Annotated in this window: 16 protein-coding genes; 1 reads left to right on the plus strand and 15 read right to left on the minus strand. The window is 62.4% G+C overall.

Features of this window, described 5'->3' with window-relative positions; genetic code table 11:
* Position 1: 1 nt before the first annotated feature.
* From ACVWZP_RS06925 to ACVWZP_RS06995, 15 genes are all read right to left on the minus strand, one after another.
* A complete protein-coding gene (locus tag ACVWZP_RS06925) occupies positions 2-637 on the minus strand; it encodes a HyaD/HybD family hydrogenase maturation endopeptidase (RefSeq protein WP_457369601.1) in 636 nt (211 codons plus the stop codon).
* A gap of 20 nt (positions 638-657) precedes the next feature.
* Complete coding sequence (gene cybH, locus ACVWZP_RS06930) at positions 658-1341, minus strand: Ni/Fe-hydrogenase, b-type cytochrome subunit (RefSeq protein ID WP_046383281.1); 684 nt, start codon at positions 1339-1341, stop codon at positions 658-660.
* A gap of 61 nt (positions 1342-1402) precedes the next feature.
* Positions 1403-3259, minus strand: a complete 1857-nt coding sequence (locus ACVWZP_RS06935) for a nickel-dependent hydrogenase large subunit (RefSeq protein WP_017845591.1) — start codon at positions 3257-3259, stop codon at positions 1403-1405.
* Between the two features lie 6 nt (positions 3260-3265).
* Positions 3266-4366, minus strand: a complete 1101-nt coding sequence (locus tag ACVWZP_RS06940; protein WP_017845590.1) for a hydrogenase small subunit — start codon at positions 4364-4366, stop codon at positions 3266-3268.
* Between the two features lie 435 nt (positions 4367-4801).
* Entirely contained in the window at positions 4802-5857 is a 1056-nt protein-coding gene (locus tag ACVWZP_RS06945) for a HoxN/HupN/NixA family nickel/cobalt transporter (protein ID WP_057004039.1), read from the minus strand.
* 190 nt (positions 5858-6047) lie between these two features.
* Positions 6048-7373, minus strand: a complete 1326-nt coding sequence (locus tag ACVWZP_RS06950) for a PAS domain-containing sensor histidine kinase (RefSeq protein WP_057004038.1) — start codon at positions 7371-7373, stop codon at positions 6048-6050.
* Positions 7374-7378: 5 nt separating this feature from the next.
* The gene (nikR, locus tag ACVWZP_RS06955; protein ID WP_017845587.1) at positions 7379-7834 is read right to left on the minus strand and encodes a nickel-responsive transcriptional regulator NikR; all 456 of its coding nucleotides are present in this window, start codon (positions 7832-7834) and stop codon (positions 7379-7381) included.
* A 12-nt stretch (positions 7835-7846) separates the two neighbouring features.
* A complete protein-coding gene (locus tag ACVWZP_RS06960) occupies positions 7847-9304 on the minus strand; it encodes a nickel-dependent hydrogenase large subunit (protein WP_177029623.1) in 1458 nt (485 codons plus the stop codon).
* Positions 9305-9312: 8 nt separating this feature from the next.
* The gene (locus tag ACVWZP_RS06965; protein WP_046383276.1) at positions 9313-10317 is read right to left on the minus strand and encodes an NADH-quinone oxidoreductase subunit B family protein; all 1005 of its coding nucleotides are present in this window, start codon (positions 10315-10317) and stop codon (positions 9313-9315) included.
* Positions 10314-11774, minus strand: a complete 1461-nt coding sequence (locus ACVWZP_RS06970) for a sigma-54-dependent transcriptional regulator (RefSeq protein WP_017845584.1) — start codon at positions 11772-11774, stop codon at positions 10314-10316. Before ACVWZP_RS06970 ends, ACVWZP_RS06965 begins: the two co-directional genes overlap by 4 nt.
* Before the next feature lie 355 nt (positions 11775-12129).
* A complete protein-coding gene (locus tag ACVWZP_RS06975) occupies positions 12130-12888 on the minus strand; it encodes a meso-2,3-butanediol dehydrogenase (RefSeq protein WP_046487322.1) in 759 nt (252 codons plus the stop codon).
* 58 nt (positions 12889-12946) lie between these two features.
* Positions 12947-14344 (minus strand): dihydrolipoyl dehydrogenase, encoded by a 1398-nt coding sequence (gene lpdA / locus ACVWZP_RS06980; protein ID WP_046383274.1) that lies wholly within the window; start codon positions 14342-14344, stop codon positions 12947-12949.
* Between the two features lie 8 nt (positions 14345-14352).
* On the minus strand, positions 14353-15864 hold the full coding sequence (locus ACVWZP_RS06985; RefSeq protein WP_046383273.1) for a 2-oxo acid dehydrogenase subunit E2: 1512 nt from the start codon (positions 15862-15864) through the stop codon (positions 14353-14355).
* 2 nt (positions 15865-15866) lie between these two features.
* Positions 15867-16886, minus strand: coding sequence for an alpha-ketoacid dehydrogenase subunit beta (locus ACVWZP_RS06990; RefSeq protein ID WP_046383272.1), 1020 nt, complete (start codon positions 16884-16886; stop codon positions 15867-15869).
* 11 nt (positions 16887-16897) lie between these two features.
* The gene (locus tag ACVWZP_RS06995; RefSeq protein WP_046383271.1) at positions 16898-17860 is read right to left on the minus strand and encodes a thiamine pyrophosphate-dependent dehydrogenase E1 component subunit alpha; all 963 of its coding nucleotides are present in this window, start codon (positions 17858-17860) and stop codon (positions 16898-16900) included.
* A 210-nt stretch (positions 17861-18070) separates the two neighbouring features.
* Between ACVWZP_RS06995 and ACVWZP_RS07000 the strand changes: the two genes are divergently transcribed.
* Positions 18071-20770 (plus strand): LuxR C-terminal-related transcriptional regulator, encoded by a 2700-nt coding sequence (locus ACVWZP_RS07000; protein ID WP_046383270.1) that lies wholly within the window; start codon positions 18071-18073, stop codon positions 20768-20770.
* The last annotated feature ends 9 nt before the right edge of the window (positions 20771-20779 follow it).

Here is a 20779-nt window from a genome sequence, read left to right on the forward strand (position 1 = left end):
ATCAGGCGCGCCTGGCGAGGATGCGTTCGTCGCCGATCCGGCAGGCTTGCTGTTCGGACGGGCGTTCGTTTTCGTAGCGTTGCAGCTCGAGGTGCGGCAGGGTCACCGCCTCTTCACCCTCGAGTGGCGAGGCGCGCTTGTGCGGTGCCGCGCCCCAACTTTCGAGCACGCGCAGCGCCTCATCCAGCGCACCTTCCATGGCGGCCCTGACGCTGGGGCGCAGGCTGCCGCCGTAGTCCATCATGTTTTCCGGCTGGCAACCGATCAGCAGCACGCGTGTCGGGTAATGGCCGGTCAGTTGCGCGAGCATCAGCACCTCCTGAAAGCCGGTCTGGTGCAGGCTGAGCTTTTTGATGCCGAGGAATTTGGGGACATCGTCGTCGGCGATGAACTTCAGTTCGCCAGGCGCGAGGTTGTAATCCACGGCGTCGAAAATCAGCAGGTAATCGGCTTGCTGAACATGCTGGATCAAGTACAGGCCTTGCGTGCCGCCATCGATCAGCGCCACGTTGTCGGCGAACTCATAACGCTGTTGCAAGGCTTCGACGCAACGAACGCCGAAGCCTTCGTCGGCCCACAGGAGATTGCCGATGCCTAGCACAGTGATCTGCGGCAGTGTCGGTTGGAGAGGACTCATGGCGGTTTCTACCAATCTGGTCATTTTTTAAAGGTCTTGTAGCCGGAAATCATTGCCCCGACCAAGCTCAGGCGCCCGTTGATTTCTTCGCGCACGGCGGCATAGATGTGGAACATGACGAATAGCACAATCACCCACATGCCCAAGTGATGCAGAACATGCACATTGTTGGATTGCCCCAGCAGCGGCAGTACCCAACCGAAGGTGCGTTCCTGCCAGGAGCCCATTTGCGCGCCTTCGCCATACAGCGCGAAGCCGGTCAGGATCATGAACAGCGAGGACAGCAAGAAGATGAAAAACATCGCGAAACGCGACAGCGGGTTGTGGCCGAACATCGGTTTTGGCGTCGGCCCGATGAACAGGTAGTAGCGCACCCAAGCGAGCATGTCGGTCCAGTAGACCTTGCTGGTCAGCGGCACCGAGAACAGTTCGCGGGCGTGATGATTGCCCACCAGCGCCCAATAGGCGCGCCCGATCATGGCGATGGTGAAAATGTACGCCGCGCTGAAATGCGCAAAGCGGATGTAGCCCATCACGAAATGGTCGCTGGCTTCGCCCGGTTGGGTCGCCAGCGGCGAACCGATCAAGTAGCCGGTGATGGCCAGCACCACAATGCAGGCGGCATTGATCCAGTGCCACAGGCGCACGGGCGCCTCGTACACATATTCCGACGCGTCGAGGGGGCTTTGAGTAGGTTGGGTCATAGCGTCACCTTTGGATGGGCAGGCGCCGTGGCGCCTGCCGAATGCAGCGTTGAACAATCGATCAACTGACCTTGACTGTGCTCAGCTCCGCGCCGTCCTCGCTCATCACGTGGGTGGCGCAGGCCATGCAAGGGTCGAAGGAATGCAGCGTGCGCAGGATTTCCACGGGCTGATCGGGGACGGCCACCGGCGTGTTCATCAGCGCGGCCTCGAAAGCACCGATCTGACCCTTGGCGTCACGCGGGCTGCCGTTCCAGGTGCTGGGCACGACGCACTGGTAGTTTTCGATCTTGCCGTTCTTGATCCGGATCCAGTGGCCGAGTGCGCCGCGTGGCGCGGCAACGATGCCGACCCCTTTGGCCTCGGCAGGCCAGGTGGACGGGTCCCATTTTTCGACGTTGGCGGTGGCACGGTCGCCGTTGCGGATGTTGGTCATCAACTCGTTCCAGTCGTCGACCATCATTTCTGCGCAGTACTCGGCTTCCAGGGCGCGGGTCAGCGTTCGGCCGATCGTGCTGGGCAACAGTTGCTTGGCGCTGAGGTTGGTTTCTGCCAGGCCCAGGGCTTTTGGCAAGTCGAGGTTGACGGCTCGCAGCGAACCTTCCAGTTGTTCCTTGACCCGCTGGCAATGCGGGTTGCCTTTGAGGGCATGGGCATAGCCCAGGATATAACGCGCCAACGGTCCGACTTCCATGGCATGACCGCGCCAGCGCGGCGATTTGACCCACGAATATTTGGCGCTTTCGTCGACTTCTTCGATGTTGGTGCGGGTGCCCTTGGTCTTGGCGCCCAGCTCGTAGTTCGGCTCGGTGATGCCGTCCCACGGGTGCAGGCCCTTGTCGTTGTCCGGGTAGTTGTACCAGGAGTGGGTCACGAACTCTTGCACTTGCTCGGGATCACGCGCGTCGACAGGCAGGATTTCGTCCCAGTTGCCGTTGAGGATCGCCCCGCCCGGCAATTGGTTGGTGCTGTCGTCGTAATTGACCTTGGCGTAGGTGCCGTAATCCATCACGTTGGTCGCCGACAGACCACCGCCGTGCAGCCAGCCTTTTTGCTTGTAGATAGTGCCAATGGCCAGCACGTCCGGCACATACACGTTGCGGCAGAAGGTCAGCGCTTCGTCGATGCGCGCCCGCACGAAGTTCAGGCGTTCCATATTCAACGGCGCACCGGCGGCCAGGTCGCCATCGATATTGATCGCGCAGGGCACGCCGCCGACCAGGTAGTTGGGGTGCGGGTTCTTGCCACCGAAGATGGTATGGATCTTCACCCACTCTTTCTGCAGGTCGAGGGCTTCAAGGTAATGGGTCACGGCCATCAGGTTGGCTTCAGGCGGCAGTTGGTAAGCCGGGTTGCCCCAGTAACCATTCATGAACGGCCCGAGCTGACCGCTTTCGACGAACTTCTTCAGACGGTTTTGCACGTCGCGGAAATAACCCGGCGAAGACAACGGGTGAGCCGGCGAAACGGTCTGCTGCAATTCCGAGGTGCGCTTGGGGTCAGCCTTGAGCGCAGACACCACGTCCACCCAGTCCAGTGCATGCAGGTGGTAGAAATGCACGGCGTGGTCATGGACTTGCAGGGTCTTGGCCATCATCTCGCGAATCAAGTGCGCGTTCGGCGGGATGCGAATGCCCAGCGCGTCCTCTACCGAGCGCACCGAGGCCAGCGCGTGGCAACCGGTGCAGACGCCGCAGATGCGCTCCACGAATGCCCAGGCGTCACGTGGGTCGCGGCCCTTGAGGATGACTTCGAGGCCGCGCCACATGGTGCCGGTGGAAACGGCGTTGCGGATAACGTTGTTGGCATCGAGGTTGACCTCGACGCGCATGTGGCCTTCGATACGGGTCACAGGGTCGACAACGATACGTCGGCCTGTGTTGTTGAGGTCGAAACCCTGAGTCGAATAGGTGCTCATTGGTGCTTATTCCTGTCTTGTCGCTGGGGCGTCGGGCGAGGTAGTGGGCGCTTTGCCGTTGCTGGCGCGTTTGAGGGCGGTGACGGCAGCGTGGGCAGTGATCGCTGCGCCGACGGTGACGCCGGCAACCAGGCCGATTTCGTCCGCGTTCGCTTCAACGCCAAACTGGTTGATGCCGCTCAAGTGCTGATAGAACGAGCCCTTGTCCCAGAACCCCTCCTCCGAACAACCGATGCAGCCGTGGCCGGACTGAATCGGGAAGCTGGTGCCGCCATTCCAACGCACGGTCGAGCAGGCGTTGTAGGTAGTCGGGCCTTTGCAGCCGACTTTGTAAAGGCAGTAGCCCTTGCGCGCCGCGTCGTCGTCCCAGGACTCGACGAACTGACCGGCGTCGAAGTTCGGACGGCGGTAGCACTTGTCGTGAATGCGCTGGCTGTAGAACATTTTCGGCCGGCCCTGACGGTCCAGCTCAGGAATGCGGTCGAAGGTCAGCATGTAGGTGATCACCCCGGTCATGACTTCGGCGATCGGCGGGCAGCCCGGAACTTTGATGATCGGTTTGTCGGTGATGACCTTGTGAATCGGCACCGCCTGGGTCGGGTTCGGCTTGGCGGCCTGTACGCACCCCCAACTGGCGCAGGAGCCCCAGGAAATGATCGCCTTGGCATCGCGTGAAACGCGCTTCAACTGCTCGACGAAGGGCTTGCCGCCGATGATGCAACTCATACCGTCCTGGTTCAGTGGCGGGTTGCCCTCGACGGCCAGGATGTAGTTGCCCTTGTACTTGGTCATGACCTCGTCAAGGATCGCCTCGGCCTGATGCCCGGCGGCGGCCATCAAGGTGTCGTCGTAATCCAGGGAGATCATCGACAGCACCACGTCCTTGGCCAGCGGATGCGCGGAGCGGATGAATGACTCCGAGCAACAGGTGCATTCCAGGCCGTGCAGCCAGAGGACTGGCGTGCGTGGCTTGTTCTCCATGGCCCAGGCGATTTTGGGCATGAATGCCGGGCCCAGCCCCAGCGACGTTGCGGTCAAGGAACAAAATTTGAGAAAGCTGCGGCGCGAGATGCCTTGTCTGCGCATCACCTCGTAAAACGTTTCCATTACTTTATTTCTCCTCCCCGAGAAGGTGCTTCAACGGGGGCTGCACTCGGTGTGTTGGAAATCTGTGCCCGACCAGGTGAGTCAGGCGCCATGCCGTCGGCTACAAAGGCCATCAGTTCTATGGGGTGTTGAGGCTGCAGCCTGGGCATGATTGCGACGGCTGCTGGAAACATGCGGGTAACCCATGACGTTCAGTTATCTGGTAAGTACAAGACCTGTGCCATTTCGCCGCGGCGTAGATAAATTGCTTACTAATTAATTTATCTATCTGTTTTTAAAGGACTTTTACTTTTTTACCGAGCGCATTGAGACACCTTGTAACAAACCTCAACTGGAATGTTTGTTTCCACTATTTATGCAGCCTGGAAACCATATGTCCGGCTTGGCAAGTGGCTGGCGAGAGAACCTCGCCAGTCGCTGAAAGGAAGAGAAGGCTCAGGCGGGCGTCGCGTCCAGGCGGTCGTAGCCCTTGAAGCGGTAGAACAACACGGAAACGGCCCAGGTCAGGATGAATATCCCGACGATCAGGTAGCCGATCATGCCGAAGTTGTCGGTCAGCGCAGTGATGAAATCCCACACACCGCCGTGCAGATCCCAGCGCGCCGCGATCAGCCCGAGCACTTCCACTCCGCCCACCAGCAATGCCACCAACACCGACATGGACGTGATGGTCAGGTTGTAATAGAGCTTGCGTGCCGGGTTGACCAGTGCCCAGTGGTAAGCACCGGTCATCATCACGCTGTCGGCGGTGTCGACCAGCGCCATGCCGGCCGTGAAGAGCGCCGGGAACACCAGAATCGACCAGATCGGCAGGCTCTGCGAGGCTTGCACCGCAGCGATCCCCAGCAGGCCGATTTCCGTGGCGGTATCAAAACCCAGGCCGAACAGCAGGCCCAGCGGATACAGGTGCCAGGGACGGCTGATCAGGCGGAACAGCGGGCGCAACAGTCGGGCGATGGGGCCACCGCCGGTGAGTATCGCGTTCATTTCTTGCTCGCCGATCCGTTCGCCGCGCCGCACGCGGCCAAACGCCTGGTACACCGAGCGCAGGATGAGCAGGTTGATCAACGCCACCAGCAACAGGAAGGCGGCAGACACCGAGGTGCCAATCAGCCCGCCGAGGCCGTGAAAGGCTTCGATTTCGCTTTTGAACGCCGTGGCCGTCAGTGCGATGCCGAGCGAAGCCAGGATCACCACGGTGCTGTGCCCGAGCGAGAAAAACAGGCCGACACTCGCGGTTTGCCGGCCTTCCTGGATCAGCTTGCGGGTGGCGTTGTCGATGGCGGCGATGTGATCGGCATCCACGGCATGGCGCAGGCCGAAGCTGTAGGCCAGAAAGGCGGTGCCGAGCAACAGCGGATAGTCATGGAAGGCCGTGAAAGCCCAGGCCCAGGCCAGCAGGTTGGCAGCGACCAGGCCGGCGAAAATGGCCAGGACGCGATGTTTGAACGTCAAAGGCGCACGAGTCGGTGAAACAGGATGCAAGGGCATGCGAACTCCAGAAAGATGGGTTCAAGTATGAAGAAACGAAAAAACCTCATACAAACCCTGTGCCAGTTTGCGTGCCGAGCACCATTCAGTCGTGGTCGGGCGCTCGCAGAACATGGCGGCTGGACAGTGACTGTCCAGCCGAGCCGATAACTGGACAATGAGCTTCCAGCGCCGCTGCCGGATTATCGGCTCAGGCGGGCCCGGCTTCGGGCAGCGTCACGGTGAACTGCGCACCGCCCTCGGGGTGATTGGCGGCCACCATCCGACCGCCACAGCGTTCGATGATGCCGTAGCTGATCGACAGGCCCAGGCCCGTGCCTTTGCCCACGGACTTGGTGCTGAAGAACGGGTCGAATACCTGGCTCAGGTGTTTCTCTGCGATGCCCGCACCGTTGTCGCGTAAACGCAGGGTGACCCAGCCCGGCTCCTGGGTCACCTCGATCCAGACTGTCGGCAAGGCCTGGTTGGCCGCTTGCGCGGCATCGTAGGCGTTCTGCATCAGGTTCATCAGCACTTGCAGCAGTTGCCCGGCATTGCCGCGCACCGGCGGCGTGTCAACGGCCTGCCAATGCACCTGCAGATCGGGCGCGACGCCACGGCAGACCCAGTGGATGGCGCGCTCGATGACGTCATTGAGGTCGACCTCGCCCAGCGCTTCACGATCCACCGCCGAGAAGCGCTTCAGGGCGCTGACGATGTCGGCGGTGCGTTGCGCGCCTTCCATGCTGCCCTCGATCAACGACGGCAAATCGCTCAGCAGCGGATCGATGCGTAGCTGTTGGCGCAAGGCTTGAAGACCGGCGTGCGACTCGCCGCCGTGGACCGCTTGCAGGTACTGCTGCAGGCGTTTGCCATAGCTGTCGAGCACATGCGCGTTGGCCAGCACGAAGCTGATGGGGTTGTTCAGTTCGTGGGCGACACCAGCCACCAGGCGCCCCAGCGAGGCCATTTTTTCCGCGTGCAACAGTTGCTGTTGAGTGCGCTTGAGCGCCTCGTGGGCCTCGTGCAGTTGGCGATACGCGTGCTGGAGTTCGCCCAGCGGTCGCCCCACCAGCACGTGCCCGATAAAGCGTCCATTGCCCGCGCTGCGCACGGTGCAACTGACGTCCACGGGCACCGGCGCGCCGTTGACATCCTTGAAGTTGACCTCCAGCGAGGCGCTGGCGTTGGGATGGCGCAGGCTGGCGAGGGTCTGGCGCAACTGGGTTTCACTGTGGGGGTCGGCCAACAAGACATAGGCCGGGCTGCCGGACAATGACTGTTCATCACGGCCGACCAGCGTGCGCAGCGCGCTGTTGCTCTCCTCGATGCGCCCTTGCGGGTCGCAGGCCAGCAACACGTCGGACATCGACGACAGTAACCCGGCGATGAACTGCTGCGACTGCTCCAGTTCGACGTTCTTCTCTTCCAGGGCGATTTCGTCTTGCACCAGCTTGGAATAGACCTCGTCCATCCTCGCGATGACTTCGATCCAGGCGTCTTCGTCGAGGCTGCCGGGTGGCGGTTTACGGGCCATGGTCGTCAGCTTTTAGGGTGCAGATGCAGGTGACTGTGGACTTGCTCGTGGCTCGCGCCCTGCTCCACCGGGATCAGGTTCAGCGAGCCATGACGCACGCCGCGTTCGGCGCACACGCGATGGGCGAAATCGCGCACTTCATCGGATGAGCCCTTGAGCATCAGGCTTTCCAGGCAGTTGTCGTGATCCAGATGCACATGCTGGCTGGCAATGGTCAGGTGATGATGCGCGTGCTGCAGGTCCATCACCCGTTCGGTGAGGGTGCGCGAATGGTGATCGTAAACGAAGCTCAGGTTGGCCACGCAATGCGGCGCCTGGCCTTGCTCCAGGCGCGCCTGTTCGATATGCCGCCGCAAAATGTCGCGCATGGCCTCGGAACGGTTGTGGTAACCCTGGTCGCGAATCAGCGCGTCCAGTTCCTCAGCGAGGCCACGGTCCAGGGAAATGGTCAGGCGTTCCATGGGATTTCCTTTTCAATGCACCGTGCAAACCATGCACGGGTCAAAAGAACGAACGATATGTTGCACCGCTACCGGGCTTTTTTCGCCGGGTAACACGGGAGCACCCTGCAAGGCTTGTTCCAATGCCCCGGGCTGGCCCTGGGCATCGCGTGGCGAGAAGTTCCAGGTGGTCGGGGCGATGATCTGGTAGCGGGCGATTTTCCCGTGCTCCACCTCCAGCCAATGCCCCAGTGCGCCACGTGCCGCTTCGGTCAGGCCGACCGCGCGGCCTTTGTCGGGTAATGCTGCGGCGCGGTAATACGGCTCGCCGGGGCGCAGGGCGATCAACCAGCTTTCCATCAGCGGCACCACCTGCGCCAGCTCCAACAAACGCGCGAGCAGGCGGGTATAAACCGTTGCCGAACAGCGTGCCACGGCATCGCGCAGCAGCGCTTGGCCGGCAATCAACTGACGCGCAATGGCGCCGGTTTCCAGCACCGCGCCGGCCAGGCGCGGGGCTTTGTTCCAGGTATACGCGTCGGTTTTTTCCATCAACGGCTGGGTTTGCCCGTCGGCCGGGTGGCGCGGGCCGCCAGCGTCGTCGAGCCAGGCATGCGCGCTGTCTTCGCGGATATCGTCCAGGTCCAGCGCTTGCGCACACTGGGTGACGCCATTCCACAGGCCGCGCGGGAACACCATCGAGCCGTCGGCTCGCGGATACGCCCCGTAGGAAAGATACAGCCCCGGCCCCGGCCCCAGATGCTCAAGCCCGGTGTCCAGGGCGATTTGCAGAAATTGGCGGAAATCGCCCTGTCCCAGCGCTTCGGCGTGCCATGCCCAGAGCTCGCTTTCGCTGCTCAAACCATTGATACGCTCCAGCGGCGCGGCGAACAGCTCGCTTTCCAGAAACTGCCGGAACTCGCGAACGCGGGTCAGCAGGCGCAGGCGCTCGGCGGCATCGATGGCGCGGGTCGAGCCACCCGGTTGGATCGAGCCGGTGTGCGGCCACTTGCCGCCCAGTGTGCCGATCAAATCCAGCCAGCGTTTGCGCGCAGAAATGGCCAGGCGCTGCTGGCTGCCCTGAAGCGGGGTAAAGCGCGCCACCGCGTCTGGATACCAAGGGCGCTCGGCGTACACCGGGCGCACGAAATCCGGCATGAAAAACAGGTAGAAATGGCTCAAGTGATCGGCGAGGTTTTCGGTGGCGGCCATCAGGTTGATTGCCAGCAGGCCGTTGTCCGGCGGCTGTACGCCGGCCAGCCCGGCCAGGGCGCGGGCGGCGGCGATCGATTGCGACACCGAGCAGATTCCGCAGATGCGTGGCGCGTAGGTCAGCGCATCGAGCGGTGCGTGTTGCAGCAGGATTTGCTCGAAGCCACGGTACATGGTGGCGTTGACCCGTGCCGAACGCACATGACCATCTTCCACGTCCAGTTGTACTTCCAGATCGCCTTCAACCCGATTGAATGGGCCGACCACCAAACGTGACATGCAAACTCCTAACGGCGGGGGGTGCGTACCGACGGCGCGATCAGCGGGTGATCGGACGTCGCATTCTGTTTGACGCGCTTGGGGGTGGCGGACTTGGACAGCGCCGACAGGGCGACGAACCAGGCCTTGGGCATGTCGATGGGCAAACCGATGGGAATGCCCGCCAGCTTCGGCGTGCGCTGAAACGCGTGCCCCGGTTCTTCGAAGCCCGGGGCGGTGCAGTTGATGCAGGCAAACCCGCCACGGGTACACGAGCCCTCGCCATTCCACAGGCGAGTATTGCAGTCGCCGTGGGCCTGGGTGCCTTTGCAGCCCAGGTTTTCCATCATGCAGCCCAGGTCCGAGGGCTTTTCCGCACTGGCTTTGTATTCGTAGAACTCATTGCGCGTGCAGCCCTGATGCACCAGTTGGTCAGCGTAGAAACGCGGACGCCCGATAACGTCCAGATCGGCCTCGGCGAACAGCCCGGCGGCCAGCGCCATCAAGGTGTCGGTCACCCAGCCGGGGTGCGTCGGGCAACCGGCCACGTTGATCACCGGCAAGCCGCGCAACGACCGATAATCGGCACCCAGCAGGCCGCCGCGATGCTCACCGTCAAATTGCAGGCCGCAGGCGTCGGTCGGGTTGCTGCCCGCAGCGGTGATGCCTCCGTAGGCCGCACAAGTGCCGATGCCCAAGGTGTATTCGGCCACCGCCGCGAGTTTGCGCACCCAGTCGATCATCGGCGCATCGGTGCCCGCCAGCATGTGAAAGCGCCCGGTGCCGTGCGGGCCGCGCAGCAATGAGCCTTCGATGCACAAGGCATCGAGCCGGGTACGACCTTGCAGGCAGTCCTCCAGGATATCCAGCACCTGATCACCGCTTTCAAGGGACAGCGATGGATGCCAGAGCAACTCAATCCCCGCACTGCGCCACATCGCGGAAAAATCCTGGGTATCGGCGCACAGCAAGGACATGTTGCAACCACCGCAACCGCCCGATTGCAGCCACAGCACTCGGAATGGGGTGTTCATCGGGCTTCCTCCAGGCCAAGACGGCGCAATTTCTGGCGCAGGCCCACGCGTGACAAGCCCAGTTCACGGGCCGCATGGGTTTTGTTCCAGCGGTGACGCAGCAGCGATTCCTTGAGTATGGTCGCTTCGATAGCGTCCAGTTGTTCTTGCAACGTGCCCGTGGGAGGCGACAGGCGTATGTCGTTGGTGTTGCGTCCCTGGCCCTGCATGACGCGCCAGGAAAACGAATGAGCACCGATTTGCGAGCCTTCCGACAACGCAGCGGCGCGGTAGATTTCGTTGCGCAACTCGCGAATATTACCGGGCCACGGGTAACCGATCAGGCTCGCCAGGGCGTCGTCGGCGAAGTGCAGGTTTGGCAGGTCCAGTTCCAGGCGGGCATCGTCGAGCAGCTTTTTGGCGATGGGCATCAGGTCGGCGGTGCGCTCGCGCAACGGCGGCAAGCCCAGGCTGACCGTGGACAGCCGGTAATAAAGGTCGCTGCGAAAACGTCCGGTGGCGACATCTTGCTCCAGGTCGCGATGGGTCGCCGCGATCACCCGCACATCGACCCGTACCGTGCTCGAGGCGCCGACCGGGCGCAGTTCGCCCTCTTGCAAGACGCGCAACAACTTGACCTGAAAAGCCGGCGAGGTGTCGCCGATTTCATCGAGTAGCAAGGTACCGCCATTGGCACGCTGGAACAGCCCGATGTGATCCTGATGCGCGCCGGTGAAGGCGCCGCGCTTGTGCCCGAACAGCTCGGACTCCAGCAAGGTATCGGGCAGCGCCGCGCAGTTCTCCATGACAAAGGCATTACTCGCACGCGGGCTGGCGTAATGGATGGCGCGGGCCAGCAGTTCTTTGCCCGTGCCCGATTCGCCCAGCAGCAGCACCGACAAATCATAGCGGGCGACCCGGGCGGCCAACTCACAGACCGCATCCAGCGGGCCGCCGGGGCTGCGCACGATGCGCGAGAAATCGAAGGTGTCGCGTACCCGCTCCAGGGTTTCGCGGCTGCGGCGACGCAGCGCTGGCGTACCGGCGCGCAGTTCCAGGTCCAGTCGCTGCATATGGTTTTGCAACGATTGGCTCTCGACCGCATTGCGCACGGTGTTGAGCAGGTTTTCAGGCAGCCAGGGCTTGAGCAGGTACTGATAGATACCGGCCTGATTGACGCCCGCGATGATGTCTTCCGAATCGGTGTAGCCCGACAGCACGATGCGGACCACCCCCGGCCAGCGCTCGCGCACTTCCTTGAGAAATTCGATACCGCTGACATGGGGCATGCGCTGGTCACAGAGGATCACCGCGACCACATGCTGTTCCAGCAGTTCGCGTGCTTGCCCGGCCGACTCGGCCAGCAGCACCTGGAATTCCTGATCGAGTACCCGGCGTAACGATTCGCGCGAACGCAGCTCATCGTCCACTACCAGGATCATGGGCAAGTCGGATTGCGAGTCGAATGGGGAGGTCATGAGTCAGCGAAAGGCCGATTATTGAAGTTCATTGCAACATTATGTTGCTGCAAGTCATGGCGTCGATGGTAGCACGGTGCCAAAAGCAGACGAGGGTTTTCCTTCTGAGGAGGCCGCCCTGTTCAATTGTTTTCTGGTCTGCTTCGTCGTCCTCGCCAGCAAATTCCCAGGAGGCTATGGCGCCGGGCGCGGCGCAGCGACCAGCCGAAATTCATGCCCACAGCCGCCAGCAGGATGGCGCTGTACAGCAGGGTCGACATGAGATCACACCGATAATGGCCAGGTAACTCCAGGCGCCCTCCCCGGGCGCCTTAGAGCACGTGGTGCTGTGCAGTGGCGCAAATCCTAGCCCGATTCAGGACACCTTCGGCTGTCCATCAGACGCCGTCACGCCCCCATCCACCGGCAAGTTCACCCCATTGACGAAACTCGCATCCGGGCTGGCCAAAAACGCAATCGCTGCCGCCACTTCGCTGGGCAAGGCCTCGCGCTGCATCGGGATGCGCTCGTTGAATTTGTCACGAATAGACTGTTCCCAATCCCAGGTCATTGCCGTACGCGTCAGGCTTGGGCATACCGCGTTGGCACGCACACCCTGGGCGCCATGATCCAGCGCCAGGGCCCGGGTGAAGTTGACCACCGCGCCCTTGCTCGCGCAGTAGAACGCCGCGCCCCAGTCGCCGCCCAACCCAGAAACAGAGGCGGTGCTGACAATATTACCCTTGCTTTGAATCAGGTGCGGCAACGCCAGCTTCGAGCAGAAAATCACCCCGTCGATGTTCACCGAGGCGATCTTGCGCCAGTCGGCTTCCGTGGTTTCAAGGGTGGTGCCGGGAATATGTACGCCGGCGTTATTGACCAGCACATCCAGCCGACCGAAACGCTCGATGGTTGCGTCGATCATCTGCTGTACCGAAGCCATGCTCGACACGTCGACCTTCACCGCCAGTACCTTGTCGACTGGTAGCTCGCTGGCCACCGCTTGGGCTTTTTCAAGGTTCCAGTCGGCCAACACCACATTCGCACCCTCATCGGCAAAACGCCTCGCGGTGGCTTCGCCGATGCCGGCTGCGGCGCCGGTGACCAATACGACTTTGTTCTGAAAACGTTGCATCGCTGCTTCCTTCTGCGGATGAACAATCGCGGCTCCAACACTCCGGAACCGCTGTCTTTTACTGATGCAGAGCCTTGCCACTGGCGGCCAACACCGCTTCGTGCATAGCTTCGCTCAATGTCGGGTGGGCGAAGATGACCTGGCTCAAGGCCTGGGCAGTCGCCTCCAGGCTATGGGCGATGCCAAAACCCTGGATCTGCTCGGTCACTTCCGGCCCAACCATATGTGCCCCCAGCAACTCGCCGCTGTCCGCATCGAAAATGGTCTTCACAAACCCCTTGGCCTCGCCCAACGCCAGGGCCTTGCCGTTGGCCTGATAGTCGAATCGGCCAATGTTCAGGTGCTTGCCGCTGGCCCTGGCCGCCGCTTCTGTCAGGCCCAGGCTGGCCACTTGCGGACGGGCGTAGGTGCACCCCGGAATAAAGGCTTTGTCCAGCGGGTGAACCCCGTCCACCCCGGCCAGTTTCTCGACACACAACACCCCTTCATGGCTGGCTTTGTGAGCCAGGCACGGCGCGCCAGCGACATCGCCGATGGCGTAGAGCCCGGCGACATTGGTGCGGCACCAGGGGTCTGTCTTGATAAACCCGCGCTCAATCTCCACCCCCAGCGCCTCCAACCCCAGGTCTTCAGTGTTGGCCTGAATCCCGGCGGCCAGCAGCACACGCTCCACCACCAGCACCTCTTCGCGACCATCGGCCAGGCGCAAGGTACAGCGCGCCTGATCGGCCTCACTGAATACTTCGGTCACAGTGGCCTGGGTCAGCACCCGGATACCGCGCTGTTCGAACTCGCGCTGCACCAGGCTGGCCACTTCCTGGTCTTCGACCGGCATGATCTGGCGCGCCACTTCCACCAGGGTCACGGCGCAGCCCAGGTCGTGGTAGAGGCTGGCAAACTCCACGCCAATGGCTCCCGAACCCACAATCAGCAAGGACGCCGGTACGGTCTGCGGCACCAGCGCCTCGAAGTAGCTCCAGATGCGTTGCCCGTCCGGCACTATCGCCGGCAGCGAGCGCGGCCGGGCGCCGGTGGCGAGGATGATGTGCTTGGCCCCAAGGGCCCGCTCACCCTCGCCCGAGGTGACACTGACACGCCCCTTGGCAGTCACGCGGGCACGGCCGTCAACCACCGTCACACCGTTTTTCTTGAGCAAATAGGCAATACCACCGGTGAGCGTTTTCGACACGTCCCGGCTGTGGGCCACCAGTTTCTGGATATCGAACTGAATGTTCTCGGCGCTGAAACCAAAGGCCTCCAGGTGCCGCAAGGTATGGGCCACCTCCGCGCCCTTGAGCATGGCCTTGGTAGGAATGCAGCCCCAGTTCAGGCAGATACCGCCCAAGTGCTGTTTTTCCACCAGGGCGGTATTGAGGCCCAGTTGCGCGGCACGAATCGCCGCCACATATCCGCCAGGGCCACCGCCGATAATCAGCACATCAAATTGATCGCTCATGGCAACTCCTAGACCAGCATCAGGGTGGGGTTTTCCACCAGGCGCTTGAGTTCCTTGAGGAAGGTCGCCCCCAACGCACCGTCGATAACCCGGTGGTCGCAAGACAACGACACGCTCATTTGCGTGCGTACCGCAGGTTGTCCTTCATGGGCCACCACGCGCTTTTCTCCGGCGCCGATGGCCAGGATTGCCCCTTGGGGTGGGTTGATAATCGCGTCGAACTGGCGCACACCGAGCATGCCCAGGTTGGAGATGCTGAAGGTGCCACCCTGGAACTCCTCGGGTTTCAAGGTACCGGCCTTGGCCCTGGTCGCCAGGCTGAGCATTTCCCCGGAGACTTCGGCCAGGCTCTTGCGGTTGGCCTGGCGGATGATTGGCGTGATCAGGCCGCCGGGCAACGCCACGGCAATGGAAATGTCTGCATCGCGGTAGCGCCGTACTTCCTGGCGCTCGTCGTCGTATTGCACATTGACGTCGGGCACCTTGACCAGCGCCTGGGCGCAAGCCTTGATCAGCAGATCGTTGACCGAGATTTTCACCCCCGGCACCGAGGCGTTGATCTCAGCGCGCAATGCAAGCAAGCGCTCCAGATCAAAATCCGCATGCAGGCGAAAGTGCGGCGCATCACGTTTGGAGGCTTGCAGGCGCGCGGCAATGGCCTTGCGCATGCCGTTCATGGGCAGGGTTTCAAACGCCTCGCGACTATCAACCGTCGGCGCAGCCTGGGCCTGTGGCACCGCATCGGCGCCCCGGGCTTGGAGCACATCGGCCTTGCACACCCGACCGCGAGTGCCTGTAACGCGGCAGTCGTGGAGGTTGATGCCCCACTGCTGCGCCAGACGCCGGGCCACCGGTGTGGCGAGAACCTGGCTGTCATCGAGGCGCGAAGGTGCGGCCTGATTGGCTTTTTGCGCAGCCGCTCGGCTGGCGACTTGCCCGCCCTCGGCGCGCACTGCGGCTTCAATATCCGCCACGCTGATGCGCCCTTCACGGCCCGAACCAGGCACCCGGCTCAGGTTGATATTGAGCTGCGCCGCCAGTTTCAATGCATGGGGCGTGGCGAACAACGCTTCGTCACTGGCGCCCAGCAACGCCTGTGGCACCTGCCAGGCGCCCGGCGTCTTGACCGACGGTTGCGACGCAGCGGCCGGCGCGCTGGCGGCCAACTTGACCAGCGGTTGTGCCGTGGTCTCAGCGGGTACCGATTCAGAAACTGGCGCCGGCTCAGCGACGCCACGCTGCGCCAGATACGCATCGATCTCAGCATCGCTGACCGAAGCGTCGGCGACAATCCCCAGCACACCGCCCACGGGAATGGTTTGCCCCGGTTGCGCCACTTTGCGCCGCAACACACCGGCAAAAGGCGCCTGCATCACGTTGGAAATCTTGCTGGTTTCAATCTCGCAGACTTCCTGCTGCGCGGCGAAGCTGTCGCCTTCCTCGATCAGCCAGTCAGTCAGCGTGCCCTCTTCCATCGACAGTCCCCATTTGGGCACTTCGATTGCGCGGATATCACTCATGGTCAGCCCTCCATCACTTTGCGAACGGCGGCTTCGATGCGTTGTACGCTAGGGATCCACGCTTGCTCCAGCACCGGTGAGAACGGAACCGGGGTGTGCGGCGGCGTGACCATGATGATCGGCGCCTTGAGGTGGTAAAACGCCTGGGACACGATCAGCGCGGCAATGTCATGGGCAAAGCCGATGCGCGCGGCCGACTCGTCGACAATCACCACGCGCCCGGTAGAGGCCACGGATTCAAGAATGCCCTCTTCGTCCAACGGCGACACGGTGCGCGGGTCCACTACCTCCACAGAGATCCCTTCAGCCGCCAGTTTGTCCGCCACCTCATTGGCTTTGTGCACCATGGCTGCCAGGGCAATGATGGTGACGTCGGTGCCTTCGCGGGTGTAGTTGGCGACGCCAAAAGGGATGGTGTAGGCGTGCTCGGGCACTTCGCCCTTGATGTCGTAGAGGATCTTGTGTTCACAGAACACCACCGGGTCGTCATCGCGGATCGCCTGGATCAGCAGGCCTTTGACGTCGTAAGGGCTGGACGGCACCACCACCTTGAGGCCCGGGGTGGTCGCGAAGATGTTGTAGGGCGACTGCGAGTGCTGGGCGGCCGCGGAGAACCCGGCGCCAATCATGCCGCGAATCACCAGCGGGGCCTTGGCCTTGCCGCCGAACATGTAACGGAACTTCGCCGCCTGGTTGTAGAGCATGTCGTGGCACACGCCGAAGAAATCCATGAACATCAACTCGGCCACCGGCCGCAGACCGGTCACCGCTGCGCCTGCGGCCATGCCGACGATCGCCGACTCGGTGATCGGTGTGTCGATCACCCGGGACGAGCCGAACTGGGTCCACAAGCCTTTGGTCACCCCCAGCACGCCACCGAAGGCTTCGCCCTTGCTGCCGACCTCGGCGGTACCGGCCTGGCCGCCGCAAACGTCTTCCCCGATCAACACGACGCGCGGATCGAGTTCCATCTCCTGGGCCAGGGCTTCTTTGACTGCTTCACGAAAAGTACGAATTGCCATATTCCAAATCCTCAGTAAGAGACGTAAACGTCGGTCAGCAGGTTGTCCACCGATGGGTAATCGGCGATGCGAGCCTTGGCCACCGCGTCATCGACCTGGGCCTGGACCTCGTCATCGATGGCTTGCAGTTCCTCTGCGGATATTTGCCCCTCGACTTGCTTACTGAAAATTTGCAGCGGGTCGTTGTCTCGGCGCAGGCGCTCCACTTCGCCGTCGGCGCGATACAGCATCGGGTCGCCTTCGAAATGCCCGTGCCAGCGGTGGGCAACAGCCTCGATGGCACTCGGGCCTTCACCATTGCGTGCCCGCTCCACCGCGACGGCTACGGCTTCGTAGACGGCAAAGAAGTCGGTACCGTCGACCTTCACCGCAGGCATGCCGAAGCTGGCGGCGCGGTTGGCGATATCCCGGCCACCGACCGCGTAATCGTGGCCGGTGGCCTCACCGAAACCGTTGTTCTCGAACACGAATACCGTTGGCAACTTGAGCACCACGGCCATGTTCATGGCTTCAAATACCAGGCCTTGGTTGGAGCCACCGTCGCCGGTGAACGACACCGCCACATTGCGCGTGCCCAGGGTTTTCGCCGTGAGTGCGGCGCCAATGGCCAGGGGCGGTGCGCCGCCGACGATGGCGTTGGCGCCCAGCATGCCCTTGCTCAGGTCGGCAATGTGCATGGAGCCGCCCTTACCCCGGCACAGGCCCGACTCCTTGCCAAAGATCTCCGCCATCATGCCGTGCAGGTCACAGCCCTTGGCGATGCAGTGGCCGTGACCACGGTGAGTCGAGCCGATATAGTCAGCGTCCGTCAGGTTCTCGCAGACGCCAACGGCGATTGCTTCCTCGCCGCTGTACAAGTGGATGAAGCCGGGGATATCCCCAGTGGTGTTTTCCTGGTGCAGCCGCTCCTCGAACACGCGAATCTCGCGCATCTTGCGATAGGCCTGAAGCAGTTTTGACTTGCTAAGCGACATGGGCTCGCCCTCATCTCTGGTTTTTTATAGGGGGGTCGATGACCTGAATCAGGCGACCGACGATGGCGTGGCGGTACGGTAAGAGGCTCTGGCCGATGCCATAACTACCCGGATGGGGGGGCGGTAATTGCCGCTTGAGGGGATTAACCTTGCAAAACGAGGGTCTACAAAAATAATGATCGATACTCGACCACACCAAGACGACCATCCATGGATCACCTGACATTGCCTGCCTACAGCCAGGGCGCGTTCAGCCTCCGTCATGGCTTGCCGCTGATCAGCACCAAGCTCGGCCCGCCCCGCGCGGCCGGCACCCTGCTGAGCCGCTCGCGCCTGCTGGAAAAACTCGACCTATTGCACGAACGCAGTCTGGCACTGGTGTGCGGCGCGGCCGGTTTCGGCAAGACCACCCTGCTCAGCCAATGGCGCCAGTGCCTGCTCGACCAGGGCCACAGCGTGGCGTGGTTGAGCCTGGACGAGCAGGACGATAGTCCCGAATACTTTCGTCGTTATCTGCTGGCCGCCCTGCGCAGCGCCGACCCGGCCTTGGCCGATTTGACCGGCGACCTGCAGCCGTCCGCACAAGGCTTTATGCGCGCCTTGATCAACCAACTCAACCTGCGCCAACAGCCGCTGTATTGGGTGCTAGACGATGTGCATCTGGTCCGCCATCAGTTGATAGAGCAAGACCTGCTGGAACTGGTGCTGCACGCCCCCGCTTGCCTGCACCTGTTGATTGGCAGCCGTAACGCCGCGCAATTGCCCTTGAGCCGCCTGCGCGCACGCAACCAACTGGTGGAAATCGACGCCAACGCGTTGCGCTTCAACCTCGACGAAGCAGCGGGCTATTTTTCCCGCACCACCGATCTCAAGCTGGACACCGCCGACCTGCAACGCCTGCTGAGCCTGACCGAAGGCTGGATCACCGGGATCCAGATGGCATCCTTGGCACCGCCCACCGGCAGTGACCCGGTGCGCCGCTGGGCACATCTGGAACGCGGATCGCGGGTGATCGGTGGTTATCTGCAAGACGTGGTGCTGGAGCCTCTGCCGCCCCGGGTGCAGAGCTTCCTGCTGCACACCTCGATCCTCAATCGCTTCACCGCGTCTTTGTGCAACGCCATTACCGGGCGCGAGGACGGCGAACAGATGCTAGGGTTCATCGAACAGCACAACCTGTTCATTTGCTCCCTCGATCCCCAGGGGCATTGGTTCCGCTACCACGCGCTGTTTGCCGAGACCCTTCACCAGCGTCTGTCCGCCAGCAACACCGATGTTGCCCAACTGCATCAACGCGCCAGCAACTGGCTGGCCGCCCATCAATACTGGGCTGAAGCCATCCGCCATGCCTTGGCCGCCGGACAACTGGCCAACAGCACCACCTGTGCCGACAAGGGTGCCCAGTCCCTCGCCGAAGAAGGCGATATCGACACCCTGGTGCGCTGGCTGCAAAACCTGCCGCTGAGCGCCTTGTCGCCCCTGGACGAGCAACGCATCGACCTGCAACTGAACCTGAGCTGGGCCCTGGCCCACCACTTTCGTTTCGACGAATCACGGCAGTTGCTGCTCGACCTGCACCCGTTGCTGGAACAGCCCGGCGTCAGCCCGCGCCTGCTGATCAAACGCCAGGTGATCTGCGCGATCAACGAGTCCTTCGCCGAACGCATCAGCCAGGGCCTGGAGCATGTGGAACCGCTACTGGCGCAGTTGCCCAGCGGGGATCGCTGGGTCGATGGCCTGGTGTGCAACATCCTCAGTTACGACTATCTGGTGCGCGGGCGTTATCAGGATGCGCAAGCCGTGCAACGGCACATGCCATGCCCGGCGACGCCTTCGGAGAACCTGTTTGTCAGTGTCTACCGCGCTTTTATTCTGGGCCTGAGCCATGTCCGCCAGGCGGACCTGGAGAGCGGCGAGCACTATTACCGCCAGGCCCTGGTACACGCCGAGCAACTGACAGGGGCGCAATCGAGCGGCAGCGCCACCCTCACCGCGCTGCTCGCCGAACTGTGGTACGAACGCGGTGACTGGCAGGCCTTGCACCGCGAACTGCAGCCACGGCTGCGTCAGGTGGACGCGATTGCGCCGCTCGATGCCCTGTTCAGCGCCTACCGCGCCCTGGCCCGCAGTGCGTTACACGCAGGCGACTACAGCCAGGCGCATCGTCTGCTGGAACACGCCCAACAACTGGCAACGCTACGGCGCTGGCCACGCCTGCAAGGGTTGCTGCTGGCCGAACAGATTCAGGCGCACCTTCACAGCAACGCCCCGTCCCAGGCCCGCCACTTGCTCCAGCAACTGGCCGACTTGAGCAGCCACCACCGGGCCGAGGCACCTTTGCACCAGGCCCTTGAGCGCAACCATCGAGTCAGCCATGCGTGTGTATTGGCCAATGACGGCAAACATGGCGAAGCCGCCCGCACCTGGGCACTGCAAGTGGATGAGGATGAGCGCGGCGGGCAAGTCCTCGATGGCTTGCGCGCACGTACGCACTGGGCGCTGAGCCTGTGGCGCGATGGCCAGGGCAAACAGGCGATGGAGGTGTTGCTGCCGGTGCTGGATACCGCACGCCGCCAACATATGAAACAGACATTACTCGACAGCGGCGCCGAGCTGACGGACCTGCTCAGCGCCCTCAAGGATCTCAAGGCACCGTTCAAAGACTACATACAAAGCCTGCTGGACTCGACGCCCATCACCGAGCCTGACCTGGGCTGTGCCCTGAGCGAGCGCGAAAGCCAGACGCTGTTGCTGGTGGCTCAAGGGCAATCGAACAAGGAGATCGCCCGCAGCCTGGACATCTCCAGCGAGACCGTGAAATGGCATTTGAAGAATCTCTACGCCAAGCTCCAGGTCACCAGTCGCATCCAGGCCATGAGCCGGGCCCGGGAGCTTAGTCTGCTCGATTAGGCGCCGGGC

This window comes from Pseudomonas sp. TE36184, assembly GCF_054060055.1.

Excerpts from the sequence above, each read along its gene's own strand:
- ACVWZP_RS06925 (WP_457369601.1), bottom strand. The coding sequence starts at position 637 with ATGAGTCCTCTCCAACCGACACTGCCGCAGATCACTGTGCTAGGCATC.
- cybH (WP_046383281.1), bottom strand. The coding sequence starts at position 1,341 with ATGACCCAACCTACTCAAAGCCCCCTCGACGCGTCGGAATATGTGTAC.
- ACVWZP_RS06935 (WP_017845591.1), bottom strand. The coding sequence starts at position 3,259 with ATGAGCACCTATTCGACTCAGGGTTTCGACCTCAACAACACAGGCCGA.
- ACVWZP_RS06940 (WP_017845590.1), bottom strand. The coding sequence starts at position 4,366 with ATGGAAACGTTTTACGAGGTGATGCGCAGACAAGGCATCTCGCGCCGC.
- ACVWZP_RS06945 (WP_057004039.1), bottom strand. The coding sequence starts at position 5,857 with ATGCCCTTGCATCCTGTTTCACCGACTCGTGCGCCTTTGACGTTCAAA.
- ACVWZP_RS06950 (WP_057004038.1), bottom strand. The coding sequence starts at position 7,373 with ATGGCCCGTAAACCGCCACCCGGCAGCCTCGACGAAGACGCCTGGATC.
- nikR (WP_017845587.1), bottom strand. The coding sequence starts at position 7,834 with ATGGAACGCCTGACCATTTCCCTGGACCGTGGCCTCGCTGAGGAACTG.
- ACVWZP_RS06960 (WP_177029623.1), bottom strand. The coding sequence starts at position 9,304 with ATGTCACGTTTGGTGGTCGGCCCATTCAATCGGGTTGAAGGCGATCTG.
- ACVWZP_RS06965 (WP_046383276.1), bottom strand. The coding sequence starts at position 10,317 with ATGAACACCCCATTCCGAGTGCTGTGGCTGCAATCGGGCGGTTGCGGT.
- ACVWZP_RS06970 (WP_017845584.1), bottom strand. The coding sequence starts at position 11,774 with ATGACCTCCCCATTCGACTCGCAATCCGACTTGCCCATGATCCTGGTA.
- ACVWZP_RS06975 (WP_046487322.1), bottom strand. The coding sequence starts at position 12,888 with ATGCAACGTTTTCAGAACAAAGTCGTATTGGTCACCGGCGCCGCAGCC.
- lpdA (WP_046383274.1), bottom strand. The coding sequence starts at position 14,344 with ATGAGCGATCAATTTGATGTGCTGATTATCGGCGGTGGCCCTGGCGGA.
- ACVWZP_RS06985 (WP_046383273.1), bottom strand. The coding sequence starts at position 15,864 with ATGAGTGATATCCGCGCAATCGAAGTGCCCAAATGGGGACTGTCGATG.
- ACVWZP_RS06990 (WP_046383272.1), bottom strand. The coding sequence starts at position 16,886 with ATGGCAATTCGTACTTTTCGTGAAGCAGTCAAAGAAGCCCTGGCCCAG.
- ACVWZP_RS06995 (WP_046383271.1), bottom strand. The coding sequence starts at position 17,860 with ATGTCGCTTAGCAAGTCAAAACTGCTTCAGGCCTATCGCAAGATGCGC.
- ACVWZP_RS07000 (WP_046383270.1), top strand. The coding sequence starts at position 18,071 with ATGGATCACCTGACATTGCCTGCCTACAGCCAGGGCGCGTTCAGCCTC.